The sequence below is a fragment of the Pelotomaculum sp. FP genome (assembly GCF_004369245.1).
Taxonomy (GTDB): Bacteria; Bacillota; Desulfotomaculia; order Desulfotomaculales; family Pelotomaculaceae; genus Pelotomaculum_C; species Pelotomaculum_C schinkii.
The window spans coordinates 80,240-104,449 of sequence record NZ_QFGB01000007.1 but is presented as its reverse complement, the minus strand read 5'-3'; the positions used below and the strand labels follow the sequence as shown (position 1 = coordinate 104,449).

Sequence of the window (24,210 nt, the reverse complement as noted above, 5' to 3'; positions counted from 1 at the left end):
GGCATTTTGCATCACTTTTGGGAGAAGTGACTGAGGTTTATCAGGAGCCGGATACGAGGCCCGTAAGTCCGGTTCTGTGAGAGGGATAACGCCGCAGAAAATTACTGCGGCGCTACCCTACTCGATTATAGAGGAGAGTGGGATTCGAACGGGCGGAAAAAGAAAACCCGACCGATGGGAGGGTTTTCCCGCCCCGGCGTGATAGCGAGCCGGAGGCGAAGCGGAGCGAATCCCACTCTCTCCGCCATCAATTTAGGTGAATATAGATGCCATGCGGTCAAAGCCGCATCGGGGGTTTTTACCCTCAATTTTTTGTCTCTCAGTTTCATAGATGACATTGGGCCTTTTTGGAGGTGCAGCATAGCTTAAAATTTTTGAGATTATGTCTTGACAACGGGGGGCACTACAATTGCCGTACGGTAAGCGGATGGAACAAAAAGAACGAAGGCAAACCATGGGAATATGCGATTGTGGCCGATAAAACCATTTATTTCAATTCAATCTTTAGATACTTGATTGACATGCGCTCACCGCTTGAGATTTTGATTGACGAGGCGGAACAATGACTAGTAGTATAAGAATAGAAGTTTGCTATATTTTAGAAGGAGGAGGTGTGACGGAATGAGCGCTATTAACAGCCAGCCAACGTACAAAAGGCAAAGATTCCTGTTGGCGTTTATCCGCCAGCTTAAAGGTGGTGTAACATCCACCGACCTGCAGAAGTTGGTATTCCTTCACACAATGTCGGGAAATTCTGATTTTTATGAGTTTATTCCATATAAGTACGGCTCGTATTCTTTCCAGCTTGCGGAGGATTTGGATATTCTTTGCAGAGACGGGTATTTGTCTATTGAATACACACCGGAGAGCACACGGATTAAAGCTGTCGGGGAGTATCCACAAGAAACTCATTTTCGAATAGCAACAGAGCGTGGCAACGCTCTTATACGCAAAGCATACCGTGAGTATCCGTACTACGCAATTAACAGCGAAATTATAGGAAGACTTTTCCGCAAAGAGGAATTAGAGCAATTTAATAACGTAAAACAAACCTATATCAAAACAGAACAAGTCTTGTTCACGATAGGCTATGAAGGTAAAAGTATTGAAGCATTTATTAATACTCTGATTCAAAATGACATTCGTCTGTTGTGCGATGTTCGCAAAAACCCACTAAGCCGCAAGTTCGGGTTTTCTAAAGGCAAGCTCGAACACATTACGGAAACAGTAGGTATTAAATATGTTCATATCCCAGACCTTGGGATTGAATCCGATAAACGCAGTTCGCTCGAAACGGTCGAGGACTATGAATGCCTGTTTAGCGATTATGCAGAGACGCTTCCGAACTTGGCACCGTTGCTTGAACGGGTCTATTCACTATTATGCACTAATGTACGCATAGCCCTGATGTGCTATGAACGTGAGCCGGAGATGTGTCATCGGCACGTTATTCGAGACTATATCGCAAATACACATACTATTAGGAGTGTGGATTTATGATGCCGGAGAGGAAGCGAATCTACATTGTTGTCAAGACATACCCAACAATCTCAAAAGAATACTCGGAGCTTGTCTGTACAGCAGGCGTCCTTGAGGATGGTTCGTGGATTCGCCTTTATCCAGTTCCGTTTAGAAAGCTTGATATTGACCATAAATACCCGAAATACACATGGATTGAGATTGAGGCAACGCGTAACACAAATGATTTTCGCCCAGAAACATACCGTCCTAACCTATCTACCATTTCGGTCGAGTCGAGACCTACTAAAGCCGATTGGGACGAAAGGCGCAGAATTATTTTCAAGAACAAAAAGGTTTACACGAATCTACAAGAGTTAATCGACAAAGCAAAATCAGATGGGACTTCGCTTGCTATATTTAAGCCAACGAAGGTGCTTGATTTTATTGCCGAGGAAGTCGAGCGCGACTGGGATCAAAATAAGCTGGCAATCTTGAAAGGGTTGTCACAACAGTTGAATCTGTTCCAAACCCCAGAGGAGATTGCGGAAGAATTCAAGGTTGTTCCCAAAGTCCCTTACAAGTTTTCCTACAAATTAGAAGACGATGCAGGTAAACAATCCACAATGATGATTGAAGACTGGGAGATAGGGATGCTGTACTTTAACTGTCTGAAAACGGCCAAGGGTGATGAAGGCGTGGCCATATCCAAGGTTAAGGAGAAATATTTTGACTACTTTATCACGCGCGATCTTCATTTCTTTCTCGGCACCACAAAGCAATTTCATAACGTTGCTCCCAACCCATTCATCATAGTTGGTGCATTTTACCCGCCGATGCCGTTGCCGAATCAGCAAATGAGTCTATTCGATATATAAAAAACATTTCCATAAGAAAAATAAAAATATTTTATTGACTTATTTCCACAAACTGATAAAAACTATGAAACGTCACTGACCTATTCCCACGTACGGGAAAGCCCATAAAAACTATCATTGACGTATTTCCTATGACGAATATATGTAAAATTATACCCAAGACATCAATCTGGCGGACTCGTTCCACGTTGAGTGCGTGGTCTTGATGATAAATGTAAAAAATAAATAAGCGCCTGAAAAACTTGATGAAAACAAAGTACAGGCATCTATATCCACCTAACTTGCCAGGATTTATTAGGGTTTTGGGATTTTCCCAAAACCCTGTTTTGTAAATCAAACTGCAACAAAATATGCATTCATGCCAGGATTAACCCTGGTTTTTTTATGATTTCTTTCCTATATATTCTTTGATTCTTAACGCTGAGGTATTTAGAATAGGTTCATCATTTATACCTGTCATGTTAATTAACTCCATTGCATACTGGCATTGTCCGACCGTATCACAAAAATGTGAATCGCTGTTTATTGATAATAAGGCATTGTGCTTTTTAATCTCTTTGGCAAAAATAGTGCAATTTGGCGCACTGCCACTGCGACTCAGGCAAAATGAATTGTTATTAATCTCCAGGGCCTTCTTCGCATGGCAGGCTGCAATAACGACCTTTTCAATGTCCACCGGGAAAACCGGATTGCCCGGATGGGTTATAATATGAACAAAAGGATTATGAATGGCTGCGATCATAGCAGCTGTGTTCTCTTCAACAGAACTTCCTGAATAACCGCACTCCTCATGAAATCCCGCCAGCACCAGATCGAGTTTGGCTAACAAACCTTCAGGCATATCCAGGTTCCCAGCAGTGTCAATAATGTTGGCCTCGACTCCGCGCAGGACCTCGACTCCTTCAATAACCCTGGGTAAACCAAGCAGTTGTCTGAAATAATACAAATGTGGCCCTCCCGGCATATTGAGACCGTGATCAGTAATTCCTATAATTTTTATCCCACGCTTGGCCGCCACTCCAGCTATCTCTTTAACAGTGCTGAAACCGTGTCCACTGGCAATAGTGTGTAAATGCAGGTCGCCTTCCAAGAACATTGATATTTTCCTCCACCTGTTGTGTTCTTTTTTGCTGGACATACATATCGCTGATACGGCGTCAGTATGGCGCCGGCGCCGGCGGTTTCAAATAACCTTTAAACTGCCGGCAGCAGAAAGGTTATTTCTGAAAAAAGCTCGTACCTGATTTATAATATTTCCTAAAATATTGTCTTTATTTTGAGTATATCTTTGAGATGTTAAATCGGATCAAGTTGTTTATTAAATTCCGGTTAAACAAGCCATCTGGAATTATTTCAATGCATCAAACAGAGGAATTGTTAACATATGGGGCAGGAGCCGTTTTATAATAGAAAGTATTGTATTCCTGGTCGTACTAATAAGGATAAAAAAGAAATAAGTTAGGTACCGGTACCTAACTTATTTGCGTATAGCATTTCTTTGGGGTCATGTGCGAATGAATGGTTATTTTTTATTTTTACTACAGACATCCTTTAGCTCTTCGATAACTTTAGCATCGGTAGGAAAGGCCAGCGGCGGCAAATCGTCCAAAGCAAAATAGCCTACCTGATCCAGGTCAGCTTGCGCCATCAATTCGCCTCCAGTAACTTCAGCCTTAAACCAGATCCCGACCGTGTGGGTTTCCGGGTTGTGAAAGTTTGACTGGACAGAGAATACCCCCTTGAGCCTGATGTCAAGATTGGTCTCTTCTTTATACTCCCGTACGATCGCTTCGCAGACGTCTTCGTCGTACTCTACATAACCGCAGGGAATGCACCAGAGTCCCCGGTAGCTTCCATTGCGCCGGCCCAGCAGGATTTGCCCGCGGTCGTTGGCAACCACTGCGGCGACACCTACCACCGGGTTTTCATACAAGATATATGAGCACACGGAGCAGGTGAGCCTCTGTCGCTCACCTTGCTCCTTATAGTTTAGCCGGCCCCCGCATTTGGGGCAGTAAAAGAAGCGTTGTTTCATGCTCGTCACCCGTAACACTTTTTAAGTTACATTATGCTATAGTAGGGAATCAAATTCCTTTTCTTTGCCGTTCAGAATACTCCTGGATACTCCGGTTTGTTCAGCCGCCTTTTCAACGGCCTTGGCTACGGTTGGCGCCACGACATCGTTAAAAATAGATGGTATGATGTTATCCGCGGTAAGTTGCTCGTCTTTGACGATGCCGGCCAGGGCATAGGCGGCGGCCAGGCACATTTCATCATTGATGGTTCTGGCGTGACAGTTCAGCGCTCCCCGGAAAAGCCCCGGAAAGGCGAGGGCGTTGTTGATCTGGTTGGGGTAATCGGACCTGCCCGTGGCAATGACACCAGCGATATCGAAGATTTCCTCCGGCTCAACTTCCGGATCGGGGTTAGCCAGGGCAAAAACAACCGGCCTTTCAGCCATCTTCATAATATCATCACGATTGAGTAACCGTGGCGCCGACACCCCCACAAAGACGTCTGCGCCCGTCAGCACTTCTTTTGGTGACCCGTGCCGGCATTCCTCGTTAGTGTTTTCAGCAATCCATTTCTTGGAATTTACGGTGGGCATGTTGTCCCTGGCGATAGCTCCTTTTCGATCACAGACTATAATATGTTTTACACCTGCTTTTTGCAACAATCTGGTAATGGCCACCCCGGCCGCGCCGGCTCCGCTGATCACCACTTGTACATCTTGTATGTTTTTATTCACAACCTTTAAAGCGTTTAGGAGGCCTGCCAGGGTAACGATGGCGGTGCCGTGCTGGTCGTCGTGGAACACAGGTATATCCAGCATGTTTGCCAGTTTTTCTTCGATTTCAAAACACTTGGGAGCTGCGATATCTTCCAGGTTGATGCCGCCGAAAGAAGGGGCGATGGCTGCAACAGCTTCAATAATTTGCTCGGGTTCATGTACGTCAAGGCATAAAGGGAAGGCGTTGATATTGGCAAAGCGCTTGAATAAAACAGCTTTACCTTCCATCACCGGGAGGGCGGCAGCCGGTCCGAGATTGCCCAGGCCAAGGATAGCCGAACCATCTGTGACAATAGCTACCGAATTGCCTTTCATGGTTAGTTTGTAAACCATGTCCGGGTCCTGCGCGATAGCTTCCGAAACACCGGCTACACCCGGTGTATAAACAAGCGCGAGGTCTTCCCAGTTTTGAATGGGTCTTGTAGAGGATACTTCAATTTTGCCCCCCAGGTGTTTCATAACGACCCGGTCTGCCACGTGGATAATTTCCACATCAGGGAGCGCGTCCAGGGCTCCGATAATGTCACCGAGGTGGCGCCTGTCACGCAGGCGGATCATAAGGTCCCTGATGATATACGATGGGGAAGCCGATACTAATTCTATTGCTCCCAAGCTGCCTTTTTCCTTGGCAACAATCGTTAGGACTCTGGCCAAAGTCCCCGGCTGGTTGTTGAGCCTTAACCGGATGTTGATATTGAGGGGCATTGACATGATTAAACCTCCATTAGATCAGTATAATGTATACAATATTCATATTTCATATTTTAGCACGGAAATGCATTCATGCAATACTTGTCGAATTTTGTTTATAAAAACCACGACATTAAAGTTTACACTTATACCGTCAATCCATTCATGCCGGATATGCATTTGTGGTAAGAGAAAAAATTTAGCACGGCTGTTTTCTTGACTTTCAGCAAACAAACAGGTACAATTGTTAATGCGAATAAGACATCGGGGCGTAGCTCAGTTTGGCTAGAGCGCTACCTTGGGGTGGTAGAGGCCGCACGTTCAAGTCGTGTCGCTCCGACCATTTTATAAAAACCCATGAGTCCTTGTTTTACGGGACGCATGGGTTTTTACTTATTGGGGACAAATATAAATAATCCTTTACATAATTTATACCTTTTGTGCCAAACTATATCTGCTCTAAATTTTACAGGAGGTGTTAACAATGCAAGTTGAGGTAGACCAGGAATTGTGCATAAGCTGTGGAGTTTGCGTTGATCTTTGTCCTGATGTCTTTGGCTGGAATGAAAATGAAAAAGCTCACAGCACTGTGGACGAGGTGCCGGCTGAATTTGAAGAAGTAGCGCAAGAGGCCATTGATAGCTGCCCGACCAGTGCTATTTCAGGAGATTGACGTTGGAAATAGATGAGTTTAGCGCTGCACCGGGTACAGTATAATAGCCCTGCCGGTAAACGGTTGAACGGTGGTACGCTATAAGGCCCTTGAAGGCCGGGTGGAATTCAGGGGCCTTTATCAATATGATATCCTTTGACACCTTTCTAACTCTGGATCCGTATATTGTTTATAACTGTACCCCGCTGACGTCGCTGTTTCATGATAACTCTTATGGTATTGTGATTTTGACGGGTACTACGGAAGGTGGTGAAGTCTTCGCCGTATAGGTGTCTAAAGGAATACGGCAAAAACGCAAATTTAGAGTTTTTATGAGCATTACCGGCTTGTTTTTACACAAATTGTGTTGTGGTTACAGATACTAAAATTTTATTGACAAGATAAGATAATATGCTAAAATTGAATTTGATTGGAATTGACCAATCCTTTGAGTTTAAACGGGGGGTTTGTTAATTCCAAAAATATTGTCCAAAAGGGGAGGCAGATAAATGAAACATTTGGGCCGCCATGTATTGGCTGAGATTTGTGGATGCGACTTCGACATCCTTAACGACATCAACAGGGTTGAAGAAATCATGGTTAACGCTGCGCTGGAAGCAGGCGCCGAAGTCAGAGAATGTGTATTTCACAAATTCAGTCCTCAAGGGGTTAGCGGTGTGGTAGTAATTTCAGAATCGCACCTGGCTATCCATACCTGGCCGGAACTGGGCTATGCGGCAGTAGACGTATTCACCTGCGGTGAAAAAGTAAATCCCTGGGACGCATGCAACTACCTTACCGACCACTTTAATGCCAAACAAACTACCGCCAAAGAAATGAAGCGGGGCATGATGCCGGAAGTTTACCTTGGGGAAGCCGTAAATCTATAGGAGGGATATTTATTAGTACCAACAGAAAATTGGGTTAGCGGGCCTTGCAGCTAAAAAAGATGCAGGGCTCGTTAATTTTTTTAAACAATATACCCCGGTAAACAGTAAAAATTACAGTTCAGGAGGAAATTGTGAGACAATAACGAATATATACATAGGTAGAAAAGGGGGAGCCATGCCAAATGTTAAGCCACATTATCGAGCAGATAGAGAGGGAGCTGACCTGGGTAAAAAGTCTGATTGAAGATCATCTGAAGATAAAAGCGGGATACCTGGGATCCTTCGCCAACCTGGAGCTGTCTCCTGTTAATCAGAATATAAGACCGGCACTGGTTATACTGTCTTCACGGATTTATGGAAATGTTACTGAGAAGACGGTGGTTCTCGCCAGTGTCTTTCAGTTTATATATATGGCTGCGAATGTCCAACGCGGTGTTTCCGAGTCCGACACGGAAACCTTTGGAATACCCGAAGACCCGAGTATCGGCTCGCAGTTCCCGGTACTGGTAGGTGATTACCTGTACGGAAAATTCTTTAGCCTTTTGTCTGAAGCGGGTATGCTGACTTTATTAAGCCCGATAGCGGAAATTATCTGCAATATGCACGAAGGCGGGATCATGAAGCAGAAGCTCAAGTCGCAGACTTCCCCCACCAGGGCTTTACGTGACGCAATTCAAAAGGAATCAGCCGAGCTGTTTGGCGGGTGCTGTTCTCTGAGCGCACAACTGGCCGGCGCGCCTGTAGTCGACCAGAAAACTATGAGGCGTTTTGGGAAAAGCCTTGGTATGGCTTATGGCCTCCTGGAGGAGGGTATGAAAGCGGAACATGCAGCGCCTTATCTTCTTGAGGCCAAAGAGGCGCTGCACCTTATTCCTTGCAAGCCGGAAAGGTTATGGCTTGAAAAACTGGTATGCAATTTATCCGGCCAGGGGTTGGCTGCCTGCCGGATGGTAATCTAGGTAACTGGTGAAGAAGGGTGTTAAATGCAGTTTGCGCATGACCGCGATAAAGAAAGATACGTCCACGAGGTTTTCTCGTCTATTGCCCACAGGTATGACCTGCTCAATACAACCTTGTCTTTCAACCGTGATAAATATTGGAGAAAGTTCACGGTCCGTCATTCCGGGCTCCAGCCAGGCAGCGCGGGGCTGGATGTCTGTTGCGGCACCGGTATGCTGGCGCTCGAACAGGCCAGGGTGGTAGGCATGAACGGGCGAGTGGTGGGCCTTGACTTCTGTGAGAATATGCTGCAGAAGGCAGTTGACAACATCAAGCGCACCCCTTACCAGGGGGTGATTGAGTTGGTGAAAGGGAACGCCATGCAGCTGCCGTTTGAGGACAATACTTTTGACTGTGCCACTATTGGCTTTGCCCTGCGCAATGTGCCGGATATCCTTAAAACGATTAAGGAGATGCGCAGGGTGGTCAAACCAGGCGGGAAAGTCCTCTCCCTGGAACTGGCTAAACCAGGCGCGCCCGTTTTCAAACAGCTATATTATTTATATTTCAATCACCTGGTGCCCCTGCTGGGAAGGATGGGGGTAGGCCAGAATGGTCCGTATAGCTGGCTTCCCACCTCACTGAAAAATTTCCCCCACCAGTCGGAAGTCTGCGAGCTTTTCCAAAAAGCCGGCCTGGCTGACGTTTACTATCACGAACTTACCGGTGGAATTGTTGCTGTACATATTGGTATTAAACGATAAATGCATAACTATATTACATAAAGACATCCTTGATCGGGACGCCATTAATAATGTTGTTGAGGGGGGTTTATAGTGTCCAGACTTCGCATAGGGCAGGTGGATTACCTGAACTGTCTGCCGGTCTACCATGCCCTGGAAGAGGGTCTCCTGTCCCTGGATGCCGAATTGGTCAAAGGAGCGCCGACCTGTTTAAACAAGCTTTTTTTGCAGGGGGATCTGGATGTGACCCCGATATCCTCAATAGAATACGCTCGCAACATGGACTACTGCCTTATTCTGCCAGGCCTGTCTATCAGCGCCAAGGGCCGGGTATCCAACACCCTTTTTTTTAGTAAACTTCCGGTTACGGAACTTGAAGGCCGGAATGTCAGCCTCGCTGAAACATCCGCCGCCTCAGTAGTTCTGTTAAAAGTATTGTTCGACCACTACTACCATGTGGACGTACAGTTTGAGACATTGTCCCCTGAACTTGACCATATGATGGCATGGTCGGACGGGGCGCTGCTGACCGGGGATGACGCTATGCTGGCCTACCAGCGGGTGAAAGAAGAACACCTGCCCTATCATGTGACCGATCTTGGCGAGGTTTGGCAGGAATTCACCGGGGAAAAAATGGTATACGCTTTATGGGTGGTCCGGAGCTCAGACTCCAATGACCGTTCTGACAAAATAGCTAAGATCAGCAATATTCTTCTGGAATCAAAGATCATGGGACTCAATCGGATGCCTGCTATAATTGCCCAAGCCAGAAAACAAACCGGCCTGCCGCTGCCCGTTATTGAGGATTATTTTGCAACAATCAGCTACGATTTTGACGAAAGCTGCCGCCGGGCACTGCTTGTTTATTACGATTACGCTTACAAGAGCGGTTTGATTGATGAAAGGGCCAAGCTGCACGTATGGGGAGAATCCGTTGAATAAATGATCACCCGGTCAAGCCTGCCGGGCTATTGTCGCAACCTTGCGTGCCAGGCGCAGCGCGCTATCTTTAAGGTCGGCGTAGCTTGTTTCACCGGTAAGGGTTCGGCACATCAGTTCAGCGATAGCGGGGTGTTTTTCCATCAGGCTGTAACAGATCCGGTGTTTTATTAAGATTGGTCTTATGATCCACGAGGTAAGCCAGGGTTGAACCGGCCGGGCCGGCGCCGGCGATAATTATATCGTATTTGATCCCTAGCACCCCCTAAGAGCATGCAGCAAGGCGCTGGTTATTAAAGCCCCAGCAAATTATAAACTTCGTCATCCACTACGTTCATCCCTTTCAGGCCGTTGTCCTGCCTTAATTTTTTCACTGCCTTTTCAGTGCCTTCTCCCCAAAAGCCGTCGGGGTTCCATTTCAGGTAACCCAGCCTTTTTAAAGAGCGCTGGACCTCCAGGACATCCGGCCCTCTACTGCCAAGCCCGAGGACGGAGGGCGGGGCGCCGGGCGCTCCGAAAGGTGTCCCGACGATGGTTACTGCTGTACCTACGGTTACACTGGGGAATATTTCCTCCACATGTGCATTATGCATACGGATACAGCCGTGGCTGGCAAAGCTCCCGATGCTGCCGGGCACGTTGGTGCCGTGGATACCGTAGTTTCCGTAAGGGATATTAAGCCCAAGCCACCGTGTACCCATAGCGTCAGGCGGATTCATGGACTTTGAGACGATTTCCCAGTTGCCAACCGGGGTAGGGGTTTCATATTTGCCCATGGCAACCGGATACTGCCGGACCGGCTCCGTCCCGTCAAAAATGGTCAGGATGAGCCTGTCCATATCAATGATAACGCTGACTTTCTCGGGAACAGCAGGCATTTTTGACTTAAAAAGCTTCTGATCGGTAGCGGCAACCAGTGCCTGGAGGGTAACATGGTCAACCGTACCATTGGGGTGCAGATCGAGGTTCTCCTGGGCTGAGGCCACAGCCCGTGACGTTTCGTCGTTATAGACACTGTTAATAGCACCTTTGTAGTAGCCAAGCGCTTTAAGCCTTTCCTGAAGTTCGGCCACATCACGTCCTGAAATATTGGGCTCTTTTAAAAAAAGTACGCGACCTTGCTCGGGATTGAGCGGGCAGGCCAAGTTCTGCAAGGCCTCAGACGTTGAGGTCAGCGCAAAACAGAAAAAAACAAATGCAAACGTTGCGGCTCCCAGGCGAGAATAATTCAAGCTGCTTCAAACCTCCCAAGATAAGCTTCCCGGTCGTGTGCCGGGTGACATGTTTTTTTATATTGTTTTACGGCCGCCGGTATTTAATGCAGGGTAGTTCCACACGCCGCCGCGTATCATGAAAATATGTAGGCGCCATTTCAATCGCACAACGGCGCTTCAGCGCCGCACTTGGGCGTCTAATGCAATTTTTGGGCGAATGATTCGCACCTATAGGGGATACGCCTGTTTGTATTTTCAGGGTGGAAAAAAAAAGTGCAGTTGTCGGCACTTTTAAGATGTTAGTCAGTCAGTTACAAAAACGGGCTTTGGTTGGCAGTATTCATCATCATACAGGTTTAAAAAAACGGGATCTATAAGACTCGCCGCTTTGCAGCGAGTCTTATAGATCCCGGTGGCATGCGCTTGGTATTGATTACATCTGTTTAGAATAATCGACCGCGTTTTTAAAAATAGCCAGGCCGTGCGGGATGGTGTCCGACAGCATCCTGCGCCAGTTGGGGTGCTGGGTTTTTTCCACAAACCTTTCCGGGTGAGGCATCATCCCCATAATCCTCCCCGTGGTATCACAGACACCGGCAATTGCGTTCAGAGAGCCGTTGGGGTTATGCGGGTACAGCACCGTGGGCCTTCCGTCGGGACCGGCGTAGCGGAAGACAACCTGGCCCCGGTTTTCTATACCCTGGAGTGTGGCCGGGTCTGTATAAAACTTACCTTCGCCGTGGGCGACCTGTACGCTGATGATGGAACCTTCCAGGCTGCGGGTGAAGACACAATGACTGCGCTCTACCAGCAGGTTAACCCAGCGGCATTCAAAATGACTGTTTTCATTGGCCATCAGGGTAGCGTTTATTTCGCCAAGATGACGCTCCGGCAGGAGCCCGGTGCGCACCAGTACCTGGAAACCATTGCAAATCCCAAGGACCAGCTTGCCGGCCGCTACAAACTCCTCCAATTGTTCTTTCAAGAAGGAGGCCAGTTCCACCGCCAGGATTTTACCTGAGTGGACGTCGTCACCATAGGAAAAACCACCGGGCAATGCGAGAATCTGATAGGAAGCCAGCTTTTCTTCACCGCTTCTGATCTGATTGACATGGACCATGCGGCATTCGGCTCCTGCCTTGTTAAAGGCGTAAAAAGTTTCTTCGTCGCAGTTGATCCCGTCGGTCCTCAGTATGCAAACACGGGGTTTCAGCATTAATGGAATACCTCCTTCATCGGCCGCTGCCAGGCTTCCTTTAACTCATCCAGGTTGAGGGTGAACAGCGTTTTTCCATACTGCTCTGCGGTGAGCAGTCCTCCCGCGGTTGTCTTGCCGATGACGCTGCAAGGTACCCCGCTAAAGATATCCGCCAGGTCCGCATCTGCAGGCAGCTCGGCCAGGAAGCAGCCTGCCGTCTCATTGAAAAGGAATTGCTCAGGATTTTCGTCCGCAGGTATTGTGATTGAAGCGCCTGTAGCGCCACCGAAGCACATTTCGGCCAGAGCCGCGCCCAGACCTCCTTCACTGATATCATGACAGGCCAATAGTTTGCCGGAGTCTATGGCCGCGTAGACGGCTTCAAAGACCTTCATCAGGTTGTCAGGGTCGAGCTTCGGCAGGTTTTGCCCAATGGCGCCCTGCAGGTCGTAATAAACGGAGCCTGCCATTTCGGACGTGTTGCGGCAACCCACCAGTACGATTTGATTGCCTGCTCCTTTAAAATCTGCCGACACGGTTCGTGAAACATCAGGTATTCGTCCAAATACGGAAACACAGAGGACCGGCGGAATTTTAATGACTGTTCCGTCTTGGCCCCGGTAAGTGCTGGAAAGGCTGTCTTTTCCCGATATGAAAGGCATGCCCGTGGCGCGGACGAAGTCGACGCAGGCATCAACCGACATGTCAAGTGCGCCTAAAGCGTCCTCGTCCGGGAAAGGCCAGATAAAGTTATCGATCAAGACCATTTCTCTTGGGTTGGCGCCGGACGAAACGGCGTTGGAGACAGCTTCCGCAGCCGCCCAGAGACTGCCGTGGTAAGGGTCGATCATATTTAAAACAGGGTTTAAGCCATGTGAGATAACCATGCCGTAAGGTTTCCCCAGCAGAGGGGTGAGGATGGCGGCGTCATTTGGTCCGTCCCCATTCGCCCCGGCAAACGGCGGAAGTGCGCTGGTCCCCTGAACACCATGGTCGTACAGCCTGATAATTGGTTCTTTGGAACAAACATTCAAGTGCCCCATGACGCGGGCAAACAGCCTGGACCAGTTACGCGTTTCCCGCAGTGTGGGTTCGGGGTGTTCCGGCCGCTGCCAGGCAGCCGTCATAAACCGCTGGGGCAGCCCGTCGTGCAGAAACTCCATCTCCAGGTCCATTACGGTCAAGCCTTCATAAGTGGCGCAAAAGCGCTTGTCCCCTGTGAATTCACCCAGGACGGTGGCTTCAACGTTGTAACCCCGGCAGATTTCCAGCAGTTGCTCAAGGTGCGCTGGAGCAACTGCCAGCACCATCCTTTCCTGGCTCTCCGAAAGCAGGATTTCCCACGGCGCCAGACCAGGGTATTTCAACGGCGCCCGGTCCAGGGCTATGTTGACCCCGATTTCCGAGCCCATTTCTCCTACAGCCGAAGCAAATCCGCCGGCGCCGCAGTCGGTGATGGCCCGGAGCAGTCCTTTGTCCCTGGCGGCCAGGATGGCGTCAAACATTCGCTTTTCTTCAATCGGGTGGCCAATCTGGACAGCGCTGGCGTTGACGTCAATAGTCCGGTCGGTCATCTCGCCGCTGGAAAAAGTAGCTCCGTGGATGCCGTCACGCCCGGTGCGCCCGCCAAGAGTAAGGACCAGGTCGCCCGCTTCCGGCTGGCGTTTCCGGCTGGAACCTGCCGGAAGGATACCGTAAGCGCCCACGATTACGGTGGGTTTGGCCCGGAAATCAGGGTGAAAATGGACCGACCCGTTGTTGGTCGGGATACCCATCCGGTTGCCGTAGTCTTTGACTCCTGTAACAACCCGCCGCAACAGGTAGTGGGGGTGAAGGCAGCCGGGCGGTATATCTTCGCCGGGGGTTCCCGGCGGCGCGAAACAGAACATGTTGGTGGAGGCCAGCACTTTCGCTCCCAAACCGGTTCCGACAATATCCCGGAAGACGCCGCCGCTGCCGGTCATAGCGCCGCCGTAAGGCTCGATGGCAGAAGGGGAGTTGTGAGTCTCAACCTTGCCGCAAATTGCCGTACCCTCATAAAACTCCATGACCCCGGAGTTGTCAACAAAAGCTGAAAGTACCAATGGGTGTTTGCTCCGGGCTGTAGCGTCTTTTAATCGTTTCAGCAGAGGGGGTTTTTCTTGCCCGTCCATTGAGATTTTGGCCCTGAAGGTTTTATGCACGCAGTGCTCCGACCAGGTTTGGGCAATAATCTCTATTTCACAGTCGGTGGGGTCTCTTTGCAGACCGGCAAAATATTTTTGAACTACCTTCATTTCCTCGAGGTTTAAAAAGAGCTTGTCCCGGCTTAAGGTAAGCAGTTCCTCGTCGCTCATCCGGCGGATGGGGATAACCCCGGTCGGGCCGGGAACTCCTTTGATAACCAGGGTTTGAGGTTTTTCCCTGACCACGTACTCGATGGTGGCATTTACCAGCAGGCTGTTTAAGATGCGCTCAATATCCGCGCCGGATATGTCACGGCCGTAAAAGCCGTATTCCCAGCTTGAATCGGCGGCAATTAGTCCGGTTATGCCGAGGTCTGAGGCCGACTTGAGTATTGATGCCGCTTCCGGGTTCATAACTCCAGGTTTATAGGCAACCTCAAGCACGACCGCCGCATCTTCAATGACAGGGCCGTTAACCCGGTAAGTCTGAAACACATCCTCGGCCAGGAGTTTCCCGGCCAGGTAGGCGGCTTCTTTTTCAGAAATCCCTTCAAAACGGAATACCCGGGCAGTCCGGACCTTCTCAACGCTCTGGATACCCAGAGCCCGGTTTATCTCATACAGGCTTTCATCGCCCTTGCTGTCCGGAAGTCCCGGTTTAGCTATGACACGCACCTCTTGGATCATTGTTTTAACCTCCCATCAAATATGGCAGCAGACACGGTGCGGTTTGTCGGCTCAATCATGCATATGACAAATATATGACAACGGTCCTGTTTTTTCCTGCCACAGCGGAAAATAAATAAAACCGCTGTTACACGCGGTTCACTTGCTTCATGGTTCATACCATAATAATTATACAAATCCGTTGACCTATTTGCAAATGTTATTAATGCCCTCAAAAAACGGGGTTTATGGAGTCTTTATGCCCTAATACTTGCTTTTGCTCCCATACTGCCATATAATTTTAAAATAGTCTAAAAATAGTATTGAATAAATAACTGTACTATTTTAGGAGGACCTATGCGGAATCAATTACTCAGACTTTTGCCGTCAGTTGACGAGGTTCTGAGGTGTGACCAGATGAACGAAGCCTTGGCCTCATATCCCCGCAGCGTTGTAGTTGACGCTATCAGGGAAGCTCTTGCTGCAGAAAGGATGGCAATTCTCTCGGAGGACACATTGGTTGCCGGGGAAGGTGGAAAGCCCGCCTGTCTGGAGCGGGTTGTTTTAAAAACCATAGCCGCGGCAACACGTTCGGTTCGTCCCAACCTGCGCCGGGTCATTAACGCGACAGGTGTTGTCCTTCATACCAACCTGGGGAGGGCGCCCCTGGCTGAGCAAGCCAGGCATGCCGTCAGCGATGTGGTGGCCAATTACTCAAACCTGGAATTGGACCTGGAGACCGGGCGGAGAGGCTCCAGGTATGCCCCTCTGGAGAAATTGCTGACAACCCTTACCGGGGCCGAGGCGGCTTTGGTCGTTAACAATAACGCGGCCGCTGTGCTGTTGGCGCTGAGCACTATGGCGCGCGGGCAGGAGGTTATTGTGTCCAGAGGCCAGTTGGTGGAAATAGGCGGTTCTTTCCGGATACCGGAAGTAATGGCGCAAAGCGGCGCCCGCCTGATCGAGGTCGGCGCCACTAACAAGACCTATCCTGATGACTACCGCCGGGCAATCAGTCAAGACACCGCGCTGCTGCTGCACGTACATACCAGCAATTACCGTATAGTCGGCTTTACCAGGGAGACTACGGTCGGTGAACTGGTTGAGTTAGGCCGGGAGTTTAAGCTCCCGGTGGTATCCGATCTGGGCAGCGGATTTCTTATTGACTTGAGTCGCTATGGTTTGCCCTGGGAACCTACAGTGCAGGCGACGGTCGGCGCCGGGACAGACATTGTGACCTTCAGCGGGGACAAGCTTCTCGGTGGAGCTCAAGCCGGTATTATCATAGGAAAACGTGTCTATATCGATAAAATGAAGAAGAACCCTCTAACGAGGGCGATTCGTATCGACAAAATGACGGTTGCGGCGCTTGAAGCTACCTTAAGGCTTTACCTGGACGAAGAACAGGCTCTTGGCGGAATCCCTACTCTCAAGATGTTGACCGTACCTCTGGAGCAATTGCGGCAAAAAGCTTCGCAACTGGCAGTCTTCTTGCGTGAGGTTGCGGGAAGCCGGGCTCGGGTGGAACTGGAGGAGGGTTTGTCGGCGGTGGGTGGCGGGGCCATGCCCACAGCAGCCCTCCCAACCGCTGTTGTGGTGGTACAGCCGGGAAAAAGCTCAGCAGGTGAACTGCAGGAGGCGCTGCGGCGAGGTGAGCCGGCCGTGATGGGGCGGGTACAGGAAGATAAACTTCTCCTTGATGTCCGCACCATTGCAGACGGGGAGTTTCAACTGCTGGCCGGCGCGTTTGCCAAAGCGCTTCAATAGAAAAAGGTGAAAGATAGCACGATATGGTTCAGAATTATATTCACAGTTTTGCGGAGTCAATTATAAACCTCAGTTTGGATAATATGAACCCGGTCTTTTCAATTTAGCAAGGATGTGCTTATTTTGAAACACCTTATTATCGGTACCGCAGGCCATGTTGACCACGGTAAGACGGCCCTGGTCCGGGCTTTAACCGGGATCGACACCGACCGCCTGAAAGAAGAAAAAGAACGGGGCATCTCTATTGAACTTGGCTTTGCCTCCCTGCAATTGCCGGGAGGGCGCAGGGCCGGCATTGTCGATGTACCAGGTCATGAACGGTTCATTAAGAACATGCTGGCAGGAGCCGGAGGCTTCGACCTGGTCCTGCTGGTGATTGCCGCCGATGAGGGAGTAATGCCCCAAACGCGTGAGCACCTGGATATCCTTCAGCTGCTGCAGGTCCAAAAAGGAATTGTGGTACTGACCAAGACCGACCTGGTGGAAGATGATTGGCTGGAACTGGTGGAGGAGGAGGCGCGCGACTTTTTAAAAGGCACCGTTTTAGAGGACGCCCCCGTGTTGAAAGTTTCGGCGGTAACCGGGCAGGGCATCCGGGACTTGCTGGAAAAAATCGACCAGTTGGCCGGGCAGACTGTCTCCAGGGTAAGCAGCGGATCGCCCAGGTTGCCGGTGGACCGTGTTTTTACCATCACCGGCTTCGGCACGGTGGTAACCGGCACGCTGGTAGCAGGTGTGCTCCGCGTTGGCGACTCCGTTGAAATCCAGCCCCAGGGTCTCGTTTCAAGGGTCCGTTCCCTCCAGGTGCACGGGGAGAAGGTAGAAGTGGCGGAAGCCGGTCAAAGGGTGGCCGTCAACCTGGCCGGACTGGAGTTGGAGCAGGTTGAGCGGGGCAGCGTAGTGGCGGGGGTAAAAACCTTGACCCCCGCCAACCGTGTAGATATCCACCTGTTGTTATTGGACAGCGCGGCGCGGCCCCTGAAAAACAGGACGAGGGTGCGTTTTTACCTGGGTACCAGTGAAACCCTCGGCAGGGTGGTACTCCTGGACCGCGAAGAAATGGAACCGGGAACGCTTGCTTATGCGCAAGTGGAGTTGGAAGAACAGTTGGTCGCGGCCAAGGGTGACCGTTTTGTGATCCGCTCCTATTCCCCCATGGAAACCATCGGGGGAGGGACCGTGATAGACCCGCTCCCCAGGCGCAAGCATAAACGTTTCCGCAGTGAGGTGCTAAGCGCCCTGGCAACGCGTGAGCGGGGGACCCCGGCTGAACTGGTGGACCAGTTTCTAACTGCCGGCAGTGGGTTGCATATCCCCGGCGAAATTGCAACTGGTACGGGTTTAAAGGATGAAGAGATAGTCGAGGCAGCCAGCGAGCTGGTCAAAGAGGGCAGGGCCAAAATGATCAGTGGTGACGGTAAAACATACTATGTTTCATCAGTTATTTATCAGCGCTGGTCCGCTGCCCTAGCCCAGCTGCTTGAGACATACCACCGCGACTTTCCCCTCCGTGAGGGCTATCCAAGGGAAGACCTTCGTTCCCGAAAATTTCAGGTTTTAAACAGCAGGGTATTCCAGATGCTGTTGCTGGAAATGGAAAAGGACGGGTTGCTCCGTGTGACACCGCAAGCGGTAGCGCTGCAGGGTTTTGCAGCAGGTCCTTCCCCGCAGCAGGAAAAATTAATCAGCCGGATTAAACATGAACTGGAAGAGTTCGCCTTCCTCCCCCCCTCATGGAATGGCCTCAGCCGCAGCGCCGGCCTGGACGAAGTTTTTGCAGCCGAACTGCTGCAGTACATGTTAAGGACAGGGGACCTGGTTAAGATTGCCGAAGAACTCTATTTTTTAAAGGATGTTTTAGCCAGCGCCCGCCAGAAAGTGAGCCAGAGTCTCAGGGACAAGGGAGAAATAACGGTAGCGGAGGTACGGGACCTATTACAGACTTCCCGGAAGTTTGCTTTGCCGCTCCTGGAATATTTCGACCGTGAGAAATTAACCCGGCGCGTCGGAGACAAGCGCTTGCCGGGACGGGCCCTGGAAAATTAATGATGTTGCAGACAAAGGCTCATCATGCTTTTATCGCCGCGCCACGTATCATGAAAATACCAGCCGATGCAGGCGCGATTTTAATCGCACACGGCGCGCCAGCGCCGAACTTTTGTGGCTAGTGTGACATGGTGCGAATGAATTCGCACCTGCATTTTTTAGCGTTCTGTGTGTATTTTCAAAGGAGTTTGTTCTCACCGGCTCTGCAGCAAGAGAGCCGGTGGTTTTTTTATCCCTCTTTGTGGAATAATACCTTCGACAATTGGCTAAGGGGGTATGGCTGGCATGAGGTATGACGTAATTGTTGTCGGAGCGGGACCGGCCGGGGCTGTGGCGGCAAGGGACTGCGCCGGGGCGGGATTGGAAACCATGATCCTGGAAAAAGAATACCATCCTCGCCCGAAAACCTGTGCCGGGGGCATCACCGCAGCTGCCATGGGCCTCTTGGGCGCTGCGCTTCCTCCTGAAATAGTTGAGGCGAGGTGTTCTTCTTTCAGGGGGTTTTATGGTGACAGGGTGATGGAGATCGACCTGGAACAGGACTTTATGGTATTGGTGTCACGAGAGATATTTGACCAGTGGTTGATCAGCCTGGCACAGTCAGCTGGAGCTGAGTTAAAACAGGGTGAGCGCGTCACCGCTGTTGCTGCAGGTGAGCGAGAAGTGACAGTCAGCACTACCAAAGGCGTCTACAGCGGGCTTCTGGTAATAGGCGCGGACGGTGTTAACAGCACGGTGGCCAAAACGGTACGAAAACCTTTTAACAAAAAGGACCTGGCTTTTTGTGTTTGCGCCGATGTGGCCAGGGGTGAGGAAGAAGGCGGCTGGCGGGAGGCTATTGAAATTCATTACGGGCAGTTGCCCATGGGCTACAGTTGGGTTTTTCCCAAAAGGGGTCGCCTGTCTGCTGGAATGGGTTCCTGGTTGGCCAACGCGTCCGGTCTTAAAGAAGCTTTCTCGAATTTTCTGAAAGGCAGAGGAATTTTGGAAGAACAGAGGAGCAAGGGGGGCCTTATTCCCCTGGGTGGAATCGCCCGCCCCACCGTCAGTGACAGAGTGATCCTGGCGGGAGACGCTGCCGGCTATACCGATCCGTTTACCGGAGAGGGCATCCGTTATGCTGTTGCCTCAGGACGGCTGGCTGCCGCGACAGCGGCCTCACTTATTTCCAGGGGGGCGCCGTTGACCAGGCTGCATCTCGGAGTGTATGAGCGAAACTGCTATCAACAGTTTGGGTCGGACCTCAAGGCCGCCTTATTTATTGCCAGGATGTTTCAATACTTTCCCAAAGCGTTATTAGGCATGTACTTCAGCTGCCGGGAGCCCTTTGAACAATCACTCCAAATCTTGCTCGGACAAACCGGTTACCGGCAGTTTTACCGCTGGCTGCTCTGGCATACCCCGGGAATGCTGAGACGCTGCATATAAAGCTGAGAGTCCTATATAGGCGTTACATATTGAGAAATCAAGCTTTCTGGTGTCGGAGGGCTGACTTTACTTTATCCAACCAGCACTGGCATGAATAGGTTTTACATCAGAGATTTTAAAGGATATCCCTTTTAACTGAAAACCTCTAAAATTCTTTGTTCAGCTCTCTTCATTAATCTTTTAAATGGAACTCCAATAGGTCGGTCAACTACTTGATTGACTGCATTGTGTATTGTCTCCAATTGTTTGGGTGGTATAGCTTTCAACTTCACTGATAACCACGGCAGGTACGTAAAGATACTCAAACACATCACCCAATATATTGAGATACCCGGCTTTACAAAGCTTTATCAGAACATCGGCATCACTAATGGCGGCGGTTATTTTAGTCAATGCCGTAATTATACTCAATACCTATATCCTCAGGTCTTTTATCCCAAGGATTTAATAAGGATTCAATTTTTTTATAACTAACCAGACCGTTCGCATAGTTGTAGTTTGCCGCCTCGATAAAAGCTTTGGGTAACTCTTTCTGGGTTGGCTTTATTAATTCTGCAGAGCATATATAATTAAAATATTTTGTTAATAATTCCTCATTTTCAGGTTTGCTGAGTTTCTTCAGTTTGCCAAAAACAGGTCCGGTTATAAGTTTTAATTTTAGTAACCTGTAGAGCATAGCGGTAAAGCTTACCCTAAAAGTGCACGCCATAGTTATTACGTGTATGGGCAAAATACGTACAATTTTACCGAATCGGTTCCAGGTGGCCCGTACCGTTTCTTCCGGCATTAAAAACTCGCCGGCAAAAAAGTCAGCCATCAGTTCTGCCGGGTCGCTTGATTCCGACAGTGGGTTGCAGGCAATAACCTGAAGGTTATCTTTATCGTAGCGATAGTGGTGTAATTCATGGGCGGCGGAGAATATTTGATGCCCCAAAGACATCTTGGAATTGATAAATATTAAATATTCATTGGCTTCCCTGGCTATCATTGCAGAGAGTTTATCACTGGGGCTTGGGTATCGGACCAGAATGATACCCTGTCGCTCGATCAAATCAAAAATATCGGCTATGGGTTCATCTCCTAAGCCCAACTCACGTCTGTACTGACGCGCGTGTAATTTTGCATCCTGGAGAATCTTTTCCTTTTCCGCTGATGAAAATTTTCCAGCCATACTAGGACCTCCTGATTCTTAGTTGACCCAAAATATCACGGAATAGCCCTTCAACCAAGTTAACAGCCTCTAAGAATTCCGTATCGTTGTCACCTTTCGCCCTGAAGCGTGCTACCAGGCTTTCTTCCGTTGGTACTGACATAAATACATCTATTGAAGTGCCCAATGCATCTGCAATAATTTTCAGTTCTACTGCGTTGACCGCCTTGTTGCCGGACTCTATTTTTGTTATAACCGGCCTGGTGACTTGAAGGGCGTCTGCTAATTGTTTTTGGGTAATATTTTTACTCTCCCTGATTTCTCTGATTTTTGCACCAATTTGGGCAAAAGTGGGTGCGCCCATGATCTCCAAACTCCCTTCTCTCTGTGTAATATAATGTTACCATAATAAATAAACTATTGCAATATGGGTTCTAAAATGTTACCATGTGTATGGCCATAATTTCATTATCAACCAGTAAATGAAAATCAATTCAAAATATGTCCTGAGGATTTATCGGGAAAGCCTGACATCGTGTTGCCTTCAAAACGATTGGCAATCTTTGTTGACGGGGATTTTTGGCACGGCAACCAATGGCGGAAGAGAAATGTCAGCGTTGGAGGAACAATTCGCAGTTCAATGACGCCGGTGAACACTTCATGCTGGGCGACGTGCATGAAATCCCGGCTGATTCGGTGCCGTCGGTGACATTGGCGACAGCCTCATTCCCCTGCAAGGACCTTTCCCTGGCCGGTTCCCGTAGTGGTTTATGCGGGAAGCAATCGTCAGCCAGTTAGGCCGACCGGGGGATTTTCTGGTCGGCGACACTGCGTTTCACGTGACTGTGGCGCCTATGCCGGCCGTTTATGAGAAATGCAAGCGAAATATTGAAGATGGATTTAGGGTTTACCTTTTGGTGCCCGATCGGTCTCTTATAGGCGCAAAGCAAAACGCTGAAACGGTTGCGCCTGGTAAAATCACTGTAGAGTCCATTGAACCTTTTGTGGGACAAAATATTGAAGAGTTATCCGTTTTTTCGAAAACTTTATTGCCCTTTTGGGGTCAACGCTGCCAACCCCGGCGTCATAAACACTCCGTTTTTCTTAAATATATGACATATTTTATTTTACATGTTCTCCAGCTAAGGTATAATAAAAATCAATCCAAAGAGCTTAAAGGTTAGTATAATATGATCAAGCTATATCAGGAGGCATTAAATGACTAAATCACTACCGTTTACCAAAGCTGAGATTGAGCAGGTTATCCAAAAACACCCCACCCCTTTCCATCTTTATCATGAACAGGCCATACGGGAGAATGCCCGGGAGTTGTTAGCCGCATTTTCCTGGGCGCCAGGCTTTAAAGAATACTTTGCCGTGAAGGCTACCCCTAATCCATACATCTTAAAAATCCTTAAGGAAGAAGGGTTGGGGGCGGACTGCAGTTCGCTGGCTGAGTTAATACTGGCAGAGAAAGCCGGTATTACCGGTGAAAATATTATGTTTTCCTCAAATAACACTCCCGCTCATGAGTTCCGCAAGGCTAAAGAATTGGGCGCTATAATCAACCTCGACGATATCAGCCACATCGAATACCTTGAGCAGCATGCAGGTTTGCCTGAATTGATTTCTTTCCGTTATAATCCGGGCCCTTTGCGTGGCGGCAACGCAATCATCGGTTTGCCTCAAGAAGCCAAATACGGGTTCACCCGCAAACAGATCCTGGAAGGTTATCAAATCGTACGGGATAAAGGGGTCAAGAGGTTCGGCCTTCATACCATGGTGGTTTCCAACGAGTTGGACCCATATAGTTTCATAGGCACAGCAGAAATGCTCTTTGATCTAGTGGTGGAAATTTACCAAAGTACCGGTATAAGAATTGAATTTGTCAATTTTGGCGGGGGTATCGGTATCCCCTACCGGCCGGAGGAAAAGCGCGTTGATTTAAACCTTATTTCCAGGGAAATCAAAAGAGCTTATGACGAAAAAATAAAAGGGGCCGGTCTGGATCCAGTCCGCGTTACCATGGAATTGGGCCGCGCTATTACCGGACCCTTTGGCTATTTAGTCAGTACGGTACTTCATAAAAAGGAAATCTATAAGAATTATGTTGGTTTGGATGCCTGTATGGCCAATCTAATGCGTCCTGGTATATATGGGGCATACCACCACATCACTGTATTAGGGAAAGAAAACTGGCCTTATGATCATGTTTATGATGTGACCGGTTCATTGTGTGAGAACAATGACAAGTTCGCCATCGACCGCAAGCTGCCGGAAATTAAGCAGGGAGATATTGTTGTCATCCATGATACAGGCGCCCATGGACATGCTATGGGATTTAATTATAACGGGAAGTTAAGGTCAGCAGAGCTCTTGTTAAGGCCAAACGGGGATGTGCAACTCATTCGCAGAGCGGAGACACTAGATGATTATTTTATAACACTCGATTTCAATGGGTTAGATGAGTGACTCTGTTAGGGTAGTTCCACAGTCGCTATCGCGGCGCCTCGTATCATGAAAACTTACTAAGCGATGTGGGCGCCATTTCAATCGCACACGGCGCGCTGGCGCCGGGCTTGTGGGATAACGCTCT

Annotated in this window: 25 protein-coding genes and 1 tRNA gene; 16 read left to right on the top strand and 10 right to left on the bottom strand. The window is 49.2% G+C overall.

The window, feature by feature from the left end:
• Positions 1 to 374: 374 nt before the first annotated feature.
• The 3 genes from Psfp_RS21265 to Psfp_RS04660 are packed head-to-tail and all read left to right on the top strand — an operon-like array spanning position 375 to position 2,336.
• Positions 375 to 566: a hypothetical protein gene (locus Psfp_RS21265; RefSeq protein ID WP_153189497.1), complete on the top strand. Its 192-nt coding sequence runs from the start codon at positions 375 to 377 to the stop codon at positions 564 to 566.
• A gap of 55 nt (positions 567 to 621) precedes the next feature.
• Positions 622 to 1,500, top strand: a complete 879-nt coding sequence (locus tag Psfp_RS04665) for a DUF488 domain-containing protein (protein ID WP_134217389.1) — start codon at positions 622 to 624, stop codon at positions 1,498 to 1,500.
• Positions 1,497 to 2,336 carry a hypothetical protein gene (locus tag Psfp_RS04660; RefSeq protein ID WP_134217388.1) on the top strand — a complete coding sequence of 280 codons (840 nt, stop codon included), beginning with the start codon at positions 1,497 to 1,499 and terminating at the stop codon, positions 2,334 to 2,336. Before Psfp_RS04665 ends, Psfp_RS04660 begins: the two co-directional genes overlap by 4 nt.
• Positions 2,337 to 2,718: 382 nt before the next feature.
• On the opposite strand, the gene Psfp_RS04655 is transcribed toward Psfp_RS04660, so the two are convergent.
• From Psfp_RS04655 to Psfp_RS04645, 3 genes are all read right to left on the bottom strand, one after another.
• Positions 2,719 to 3,432, bottom strand: coding sequence for a PHP domain-containing protein (locus Psfp_RS04655; RefSeq protein WP_134217387.1), 714 nt, complete (start codon positions 3,430 to 3,432; stop codon positions 2,719 to 2,721).
• Between the two features lie 426 nt (positions 3,433 to 3,858).
• Positions 3,859 to 4,371, bottom strand: coding sequence for an NUDIX hydrolase (locus Psfp_RS04650; protein WP_134217386.1), 513 nt, complete (start codon positions 4,369 to 4,371; stop codon positions 3,859 to 3,861).
• A 36-nt stretch (positions 4,372 to 4,407) separates the two neighbouring features.
• A complete protein-coding gene (locus Psfp_RS04645; protein WP_134217385.1) occupies positions 4,408 to 5,838 on the bottom strand; it encodes an NAD-dependent malic enzyme in 1,431 nt (476 codons plus the stop codon).
• Positions 5,839 to 6,082: 244 nt separating this feature from the next.
• Between Psfp_RS04645 and Psfp_RS04640 the strand changes: the two genes are divergently transcribed.
• The 7 genes from Psfp_RS04640 (at position 6,083) to Psfp_RS04615 (ending at position 9,983) form a co-directional block, all read left to right on the top strand.
• Positions 6,083 to 6,160, top strand: a tRNA-Pro gene (locus Psfp_RS04640).
• Positions 6,161 to 6,301: 141 nt separating this feature from the next.
• A complete protein-coding gene (locus Psfp_RS04635; RefSeq protein WP_134217384.1) occupies positions 6,302 to 6,490 on the top strand; it encodes a ferredoxin in 189 nt (62 codons plus the stop codon).
• 89 nt (positions 6,491 to 6,579) lie between these two features.
• Positions 6,580 to 6,759, top strand: coding sequence for a hypothetical protein (locus tag Psfp_RS21495; protein WP_192895268.1), 180 nt, complete (start codon positions 6,580 to 6,582; stop codon positions 6,757 to 6,759).
• A gap of 219 nt (positions 6,760 to 6,978) precedes the next feature.
• Positions 6,979 to 7,359, top strand: coding sequence for an adenosylmethionine decarboxylase (gene speD / locus Psfp_RS04630; RefSeq protein WP_134217383.1), 381 nt, complete (start codon positions 6,979 to 6,981; stop codon positions 7,357 to 7,359).
• A gap of 182 nt (positions 7,360 to 7,541) precedes the next feature.
• The gene (locus tag Psfp_RS04625) at positions 7,542 to 8,318 is read left to right on the top strand and encodes a polyprenyl synthetase family protein (RefSeq protein WP_134217382.1); all 777 of its coding nucleotides are present in this window, start codon (positions 7,542 to 7,544) and stop codon (positions 8,316 to 8,318) included.
• Between the two features lie 24 nt (positions 8,319 to 8,342).
• Positions 8,343 to 9,062, top strand: a complete 720-nt coding sequence (locus Psfp_RS04620) for a demethylmenaquinone methyltransferase (protein ID WP_134217381.1) — start codon at positions 8,343 to 8,345, stop codon at positions 9,060 to 9,062.
• 72 nt (positions 9,063 to 9,134) lie between these two features.
• On the top strand, positions 9,135 to 9,983 hold the full coding sequence (locus Psfp_RS04615) for a menaquinone biosynthesis protein (RefSeq protein WP_134217380.1): 849 nt from the start codon (positions 9,135 to 9,137) through the stop codon (positions 9,981 to 9,983).
• A gap of 115 nt (positions 9,984 to 10,098) precedes the next feature.
• Here the strand turns inward: Psfp_RS04615 and Psfp_RS21490 are convergent, their stop codons facing one another.
• The 4 genes from Psfp_RS21490 to purL form a co-directional block, all read right to left on the bottom strand.
• Positions 10,099 to 10,242, bottom strand: a complete 144-nt coding sequence (locus tag Psfp_RS21490) for a hypothetical protein (protein WP_192895267.1) — start codon at positions 10,240 to 10,242, stop codon at positions 10,099 to 10,101.
• A gap of 31 nt (positions 10,243 to 10,273) precedes the next feature.
• Complete coding sequence (locus Psfp_RS04610; protein WP_134217379.1) at positions 10,274 to 11,212, bottom strand: peptidoglycan-binding protein; 939 nt, start codon at positions 11,210 to 11,212, stop codon at positions 10,274 to 10,276.
• Between the two features lie 415 nt (positions 11,213 to 11,627).
• Positions 11,628 to 12,410, bottom strand: a complete 783-nt coding sequence (gene purQ, locus Psfp_RS04605) for a phosphoribosylformylglycinamidine synthase I (protein WP_134217378.1) — start codon at positions 12,408 to 12,410, stop codon at positions 11,628 to 11,630.
• Positions 12,410 to 15,244, bottom strand: a complete 2,835-nt coding sequence (purL, locus tag Psfp_RS04600) for a phosphoribosylformylglycinamidine synthase subunit PurL (protein WP_134217377.1) — start codon at positions 15,242 to 15,244, stop codon at positions 12,410 to 12,412. Before purL ends, purQ begins: the two co-directional genes overlap by 1 nt.
• 336 nt (positions 15,245 to 15,580) lie before the next feature.
• Between purL and selA the strand changes: the two genes are divergently transcribed.
• The 3 genes from selA (at position 15,581) to Psfp_RS04585 (ending at position 20,464) form a co-directional block, all read left to right on the top strand.
• The gene (gene selA / locus Psfp_RS04595; protein ID WP_134217376.1) at positions 15,581 to 16,990 is read left to right on the top strand and encodes an L-seryl-tRNA(Sec) selenium transferase; all 1,410 of its coding nucleotides are present in this window, start codon (positions 15,581 to 15,583) and stop codon (positions 16,988 to 16,990) included.
• A gap of 123 nt (positions 16,991 to 17,113) precedes the next feature.
• The gene (selB, locus tag Psfp_RS04590) at positions 17,114 to 19,036 is read left to right on the top strand and encodes a selenocysteine-specific translation elongation factor (RefSeq protein ID WP_134217375.1); all 1,923 of its coding nucleotides are present in this window, start codon (positions 17,114 to 17,116) and stop codon (positions 19,034 to 19,036) included.
• A gap of 285 nt (positions 19,037 to 19,321) precedes the next feature.
• Entirely contained in the window at positions 19,322 to 20,464 is a 1,143-nt protein-coding gene (locus tag Psfp_RS04585; protein ID WP_192895266.1) for a geranylgeranyl reductase family protein, read from the top strand.
• Positions 20,465 to 20,668: 204 nt separating this feature from the next.
• Here Psfp_RS04585 and Psfp_RS04580 read toward each other — a convergent pair whose 3' ends face one another.
• From Psfp_RS04580 to Psfp_RS04570, 3 genes are read right to left on the bottom strand one after another with little or no spacing between them, the layout of a single operon-like run.
• Positions 20,669 to 20,875 carry a hypothetical protein gene (locus tag Psfp_RS04580; protein WP_134217373.1) on the bottom strand — a complete coding sequence of 69 codons (207 nt, stop codon included), beginning with the start codon at positions 20,873 to 20,875 and terminating at the stop codon, positions 20,669 to 20,671.
• Entirely contained in the window at positions 20,850 to 21,635 is a 786-nt protein-coding gene (locus Psfp_RS04575) for an ImmA/IrrE family metallo-endopeptidase (protein WP_134217372.1), read from the bottom strand. The genes Psfp_RS04580 and Psfp_RS04575 overlap by 26 nt, the downstream gene beginning before the upstream one ends.
• 1 nt (position 21,636) lies before the next feature.
• On the bottom strand, positions 21,637 to 21,978 hold the full coding sequence (locus Psfp_RS04570) for a helix-turn-helix transcriptional regulator (RefSeq protein ID WP_134217371.1): 342 nt from the start codon (positions 21,976 to 21,978) through the stop codon (positions 21,637 to 21,639).
• Between the two features lie 215 nt (positions 21,979 to 22,193).
• On the opposite strand from Psfp_RS04570, the gene Psfp_RS22145 reads away from it, so the two are divergent.
• The 3 genes from Psfp_RS22145 to Psfp_RS04550 are packed head-to-tail and all read left to right on the top strand — an operon-like array spanning position 22,194 to position 24,086.
• On the top strand, positions 22,194 to 22,412 hold the full coding sequence (locus tag Psfp_RS22145) for a DNA cytosine methyltransferase (protein WP_243120484.1): 219 nt from the start codon (positions 22,194 to 22,196) through the stop codon (positions 22,410 to 22,412).
• On the top strand, positions 22,385 to 22,798 hold the full coding sequence (locus tag Psfp_RS04555; protein ID WP_134217370.1) for a DUF4928 family protein: 414 nt from the start codon (positions 22,385 to 22,387) through the stop codon (positions 22,796 to 22,798). The genes Psfp_RS22145 and Psfp_RS04555 overlap by 28 nt, the downstream gene beginning before the upstream one ends.
• 34 nt (positions 22,799 to 22,832) lie before the next feature.
• Positions 22,833 to 24,086: a diaminopimelate decarboxylase gene (locus tag Psfp_RS04550; protein ID WP_134217369.1), complete on the top strand. Its 1,254-nt coding sequence runs from the start codon at positions 22,833 to 22,835 to the stop codon at positions 24,084 to 24,086.
• The last annotated feature ends 124 nt before the right edge of the window (positions 24,087 to 24,210 follow it).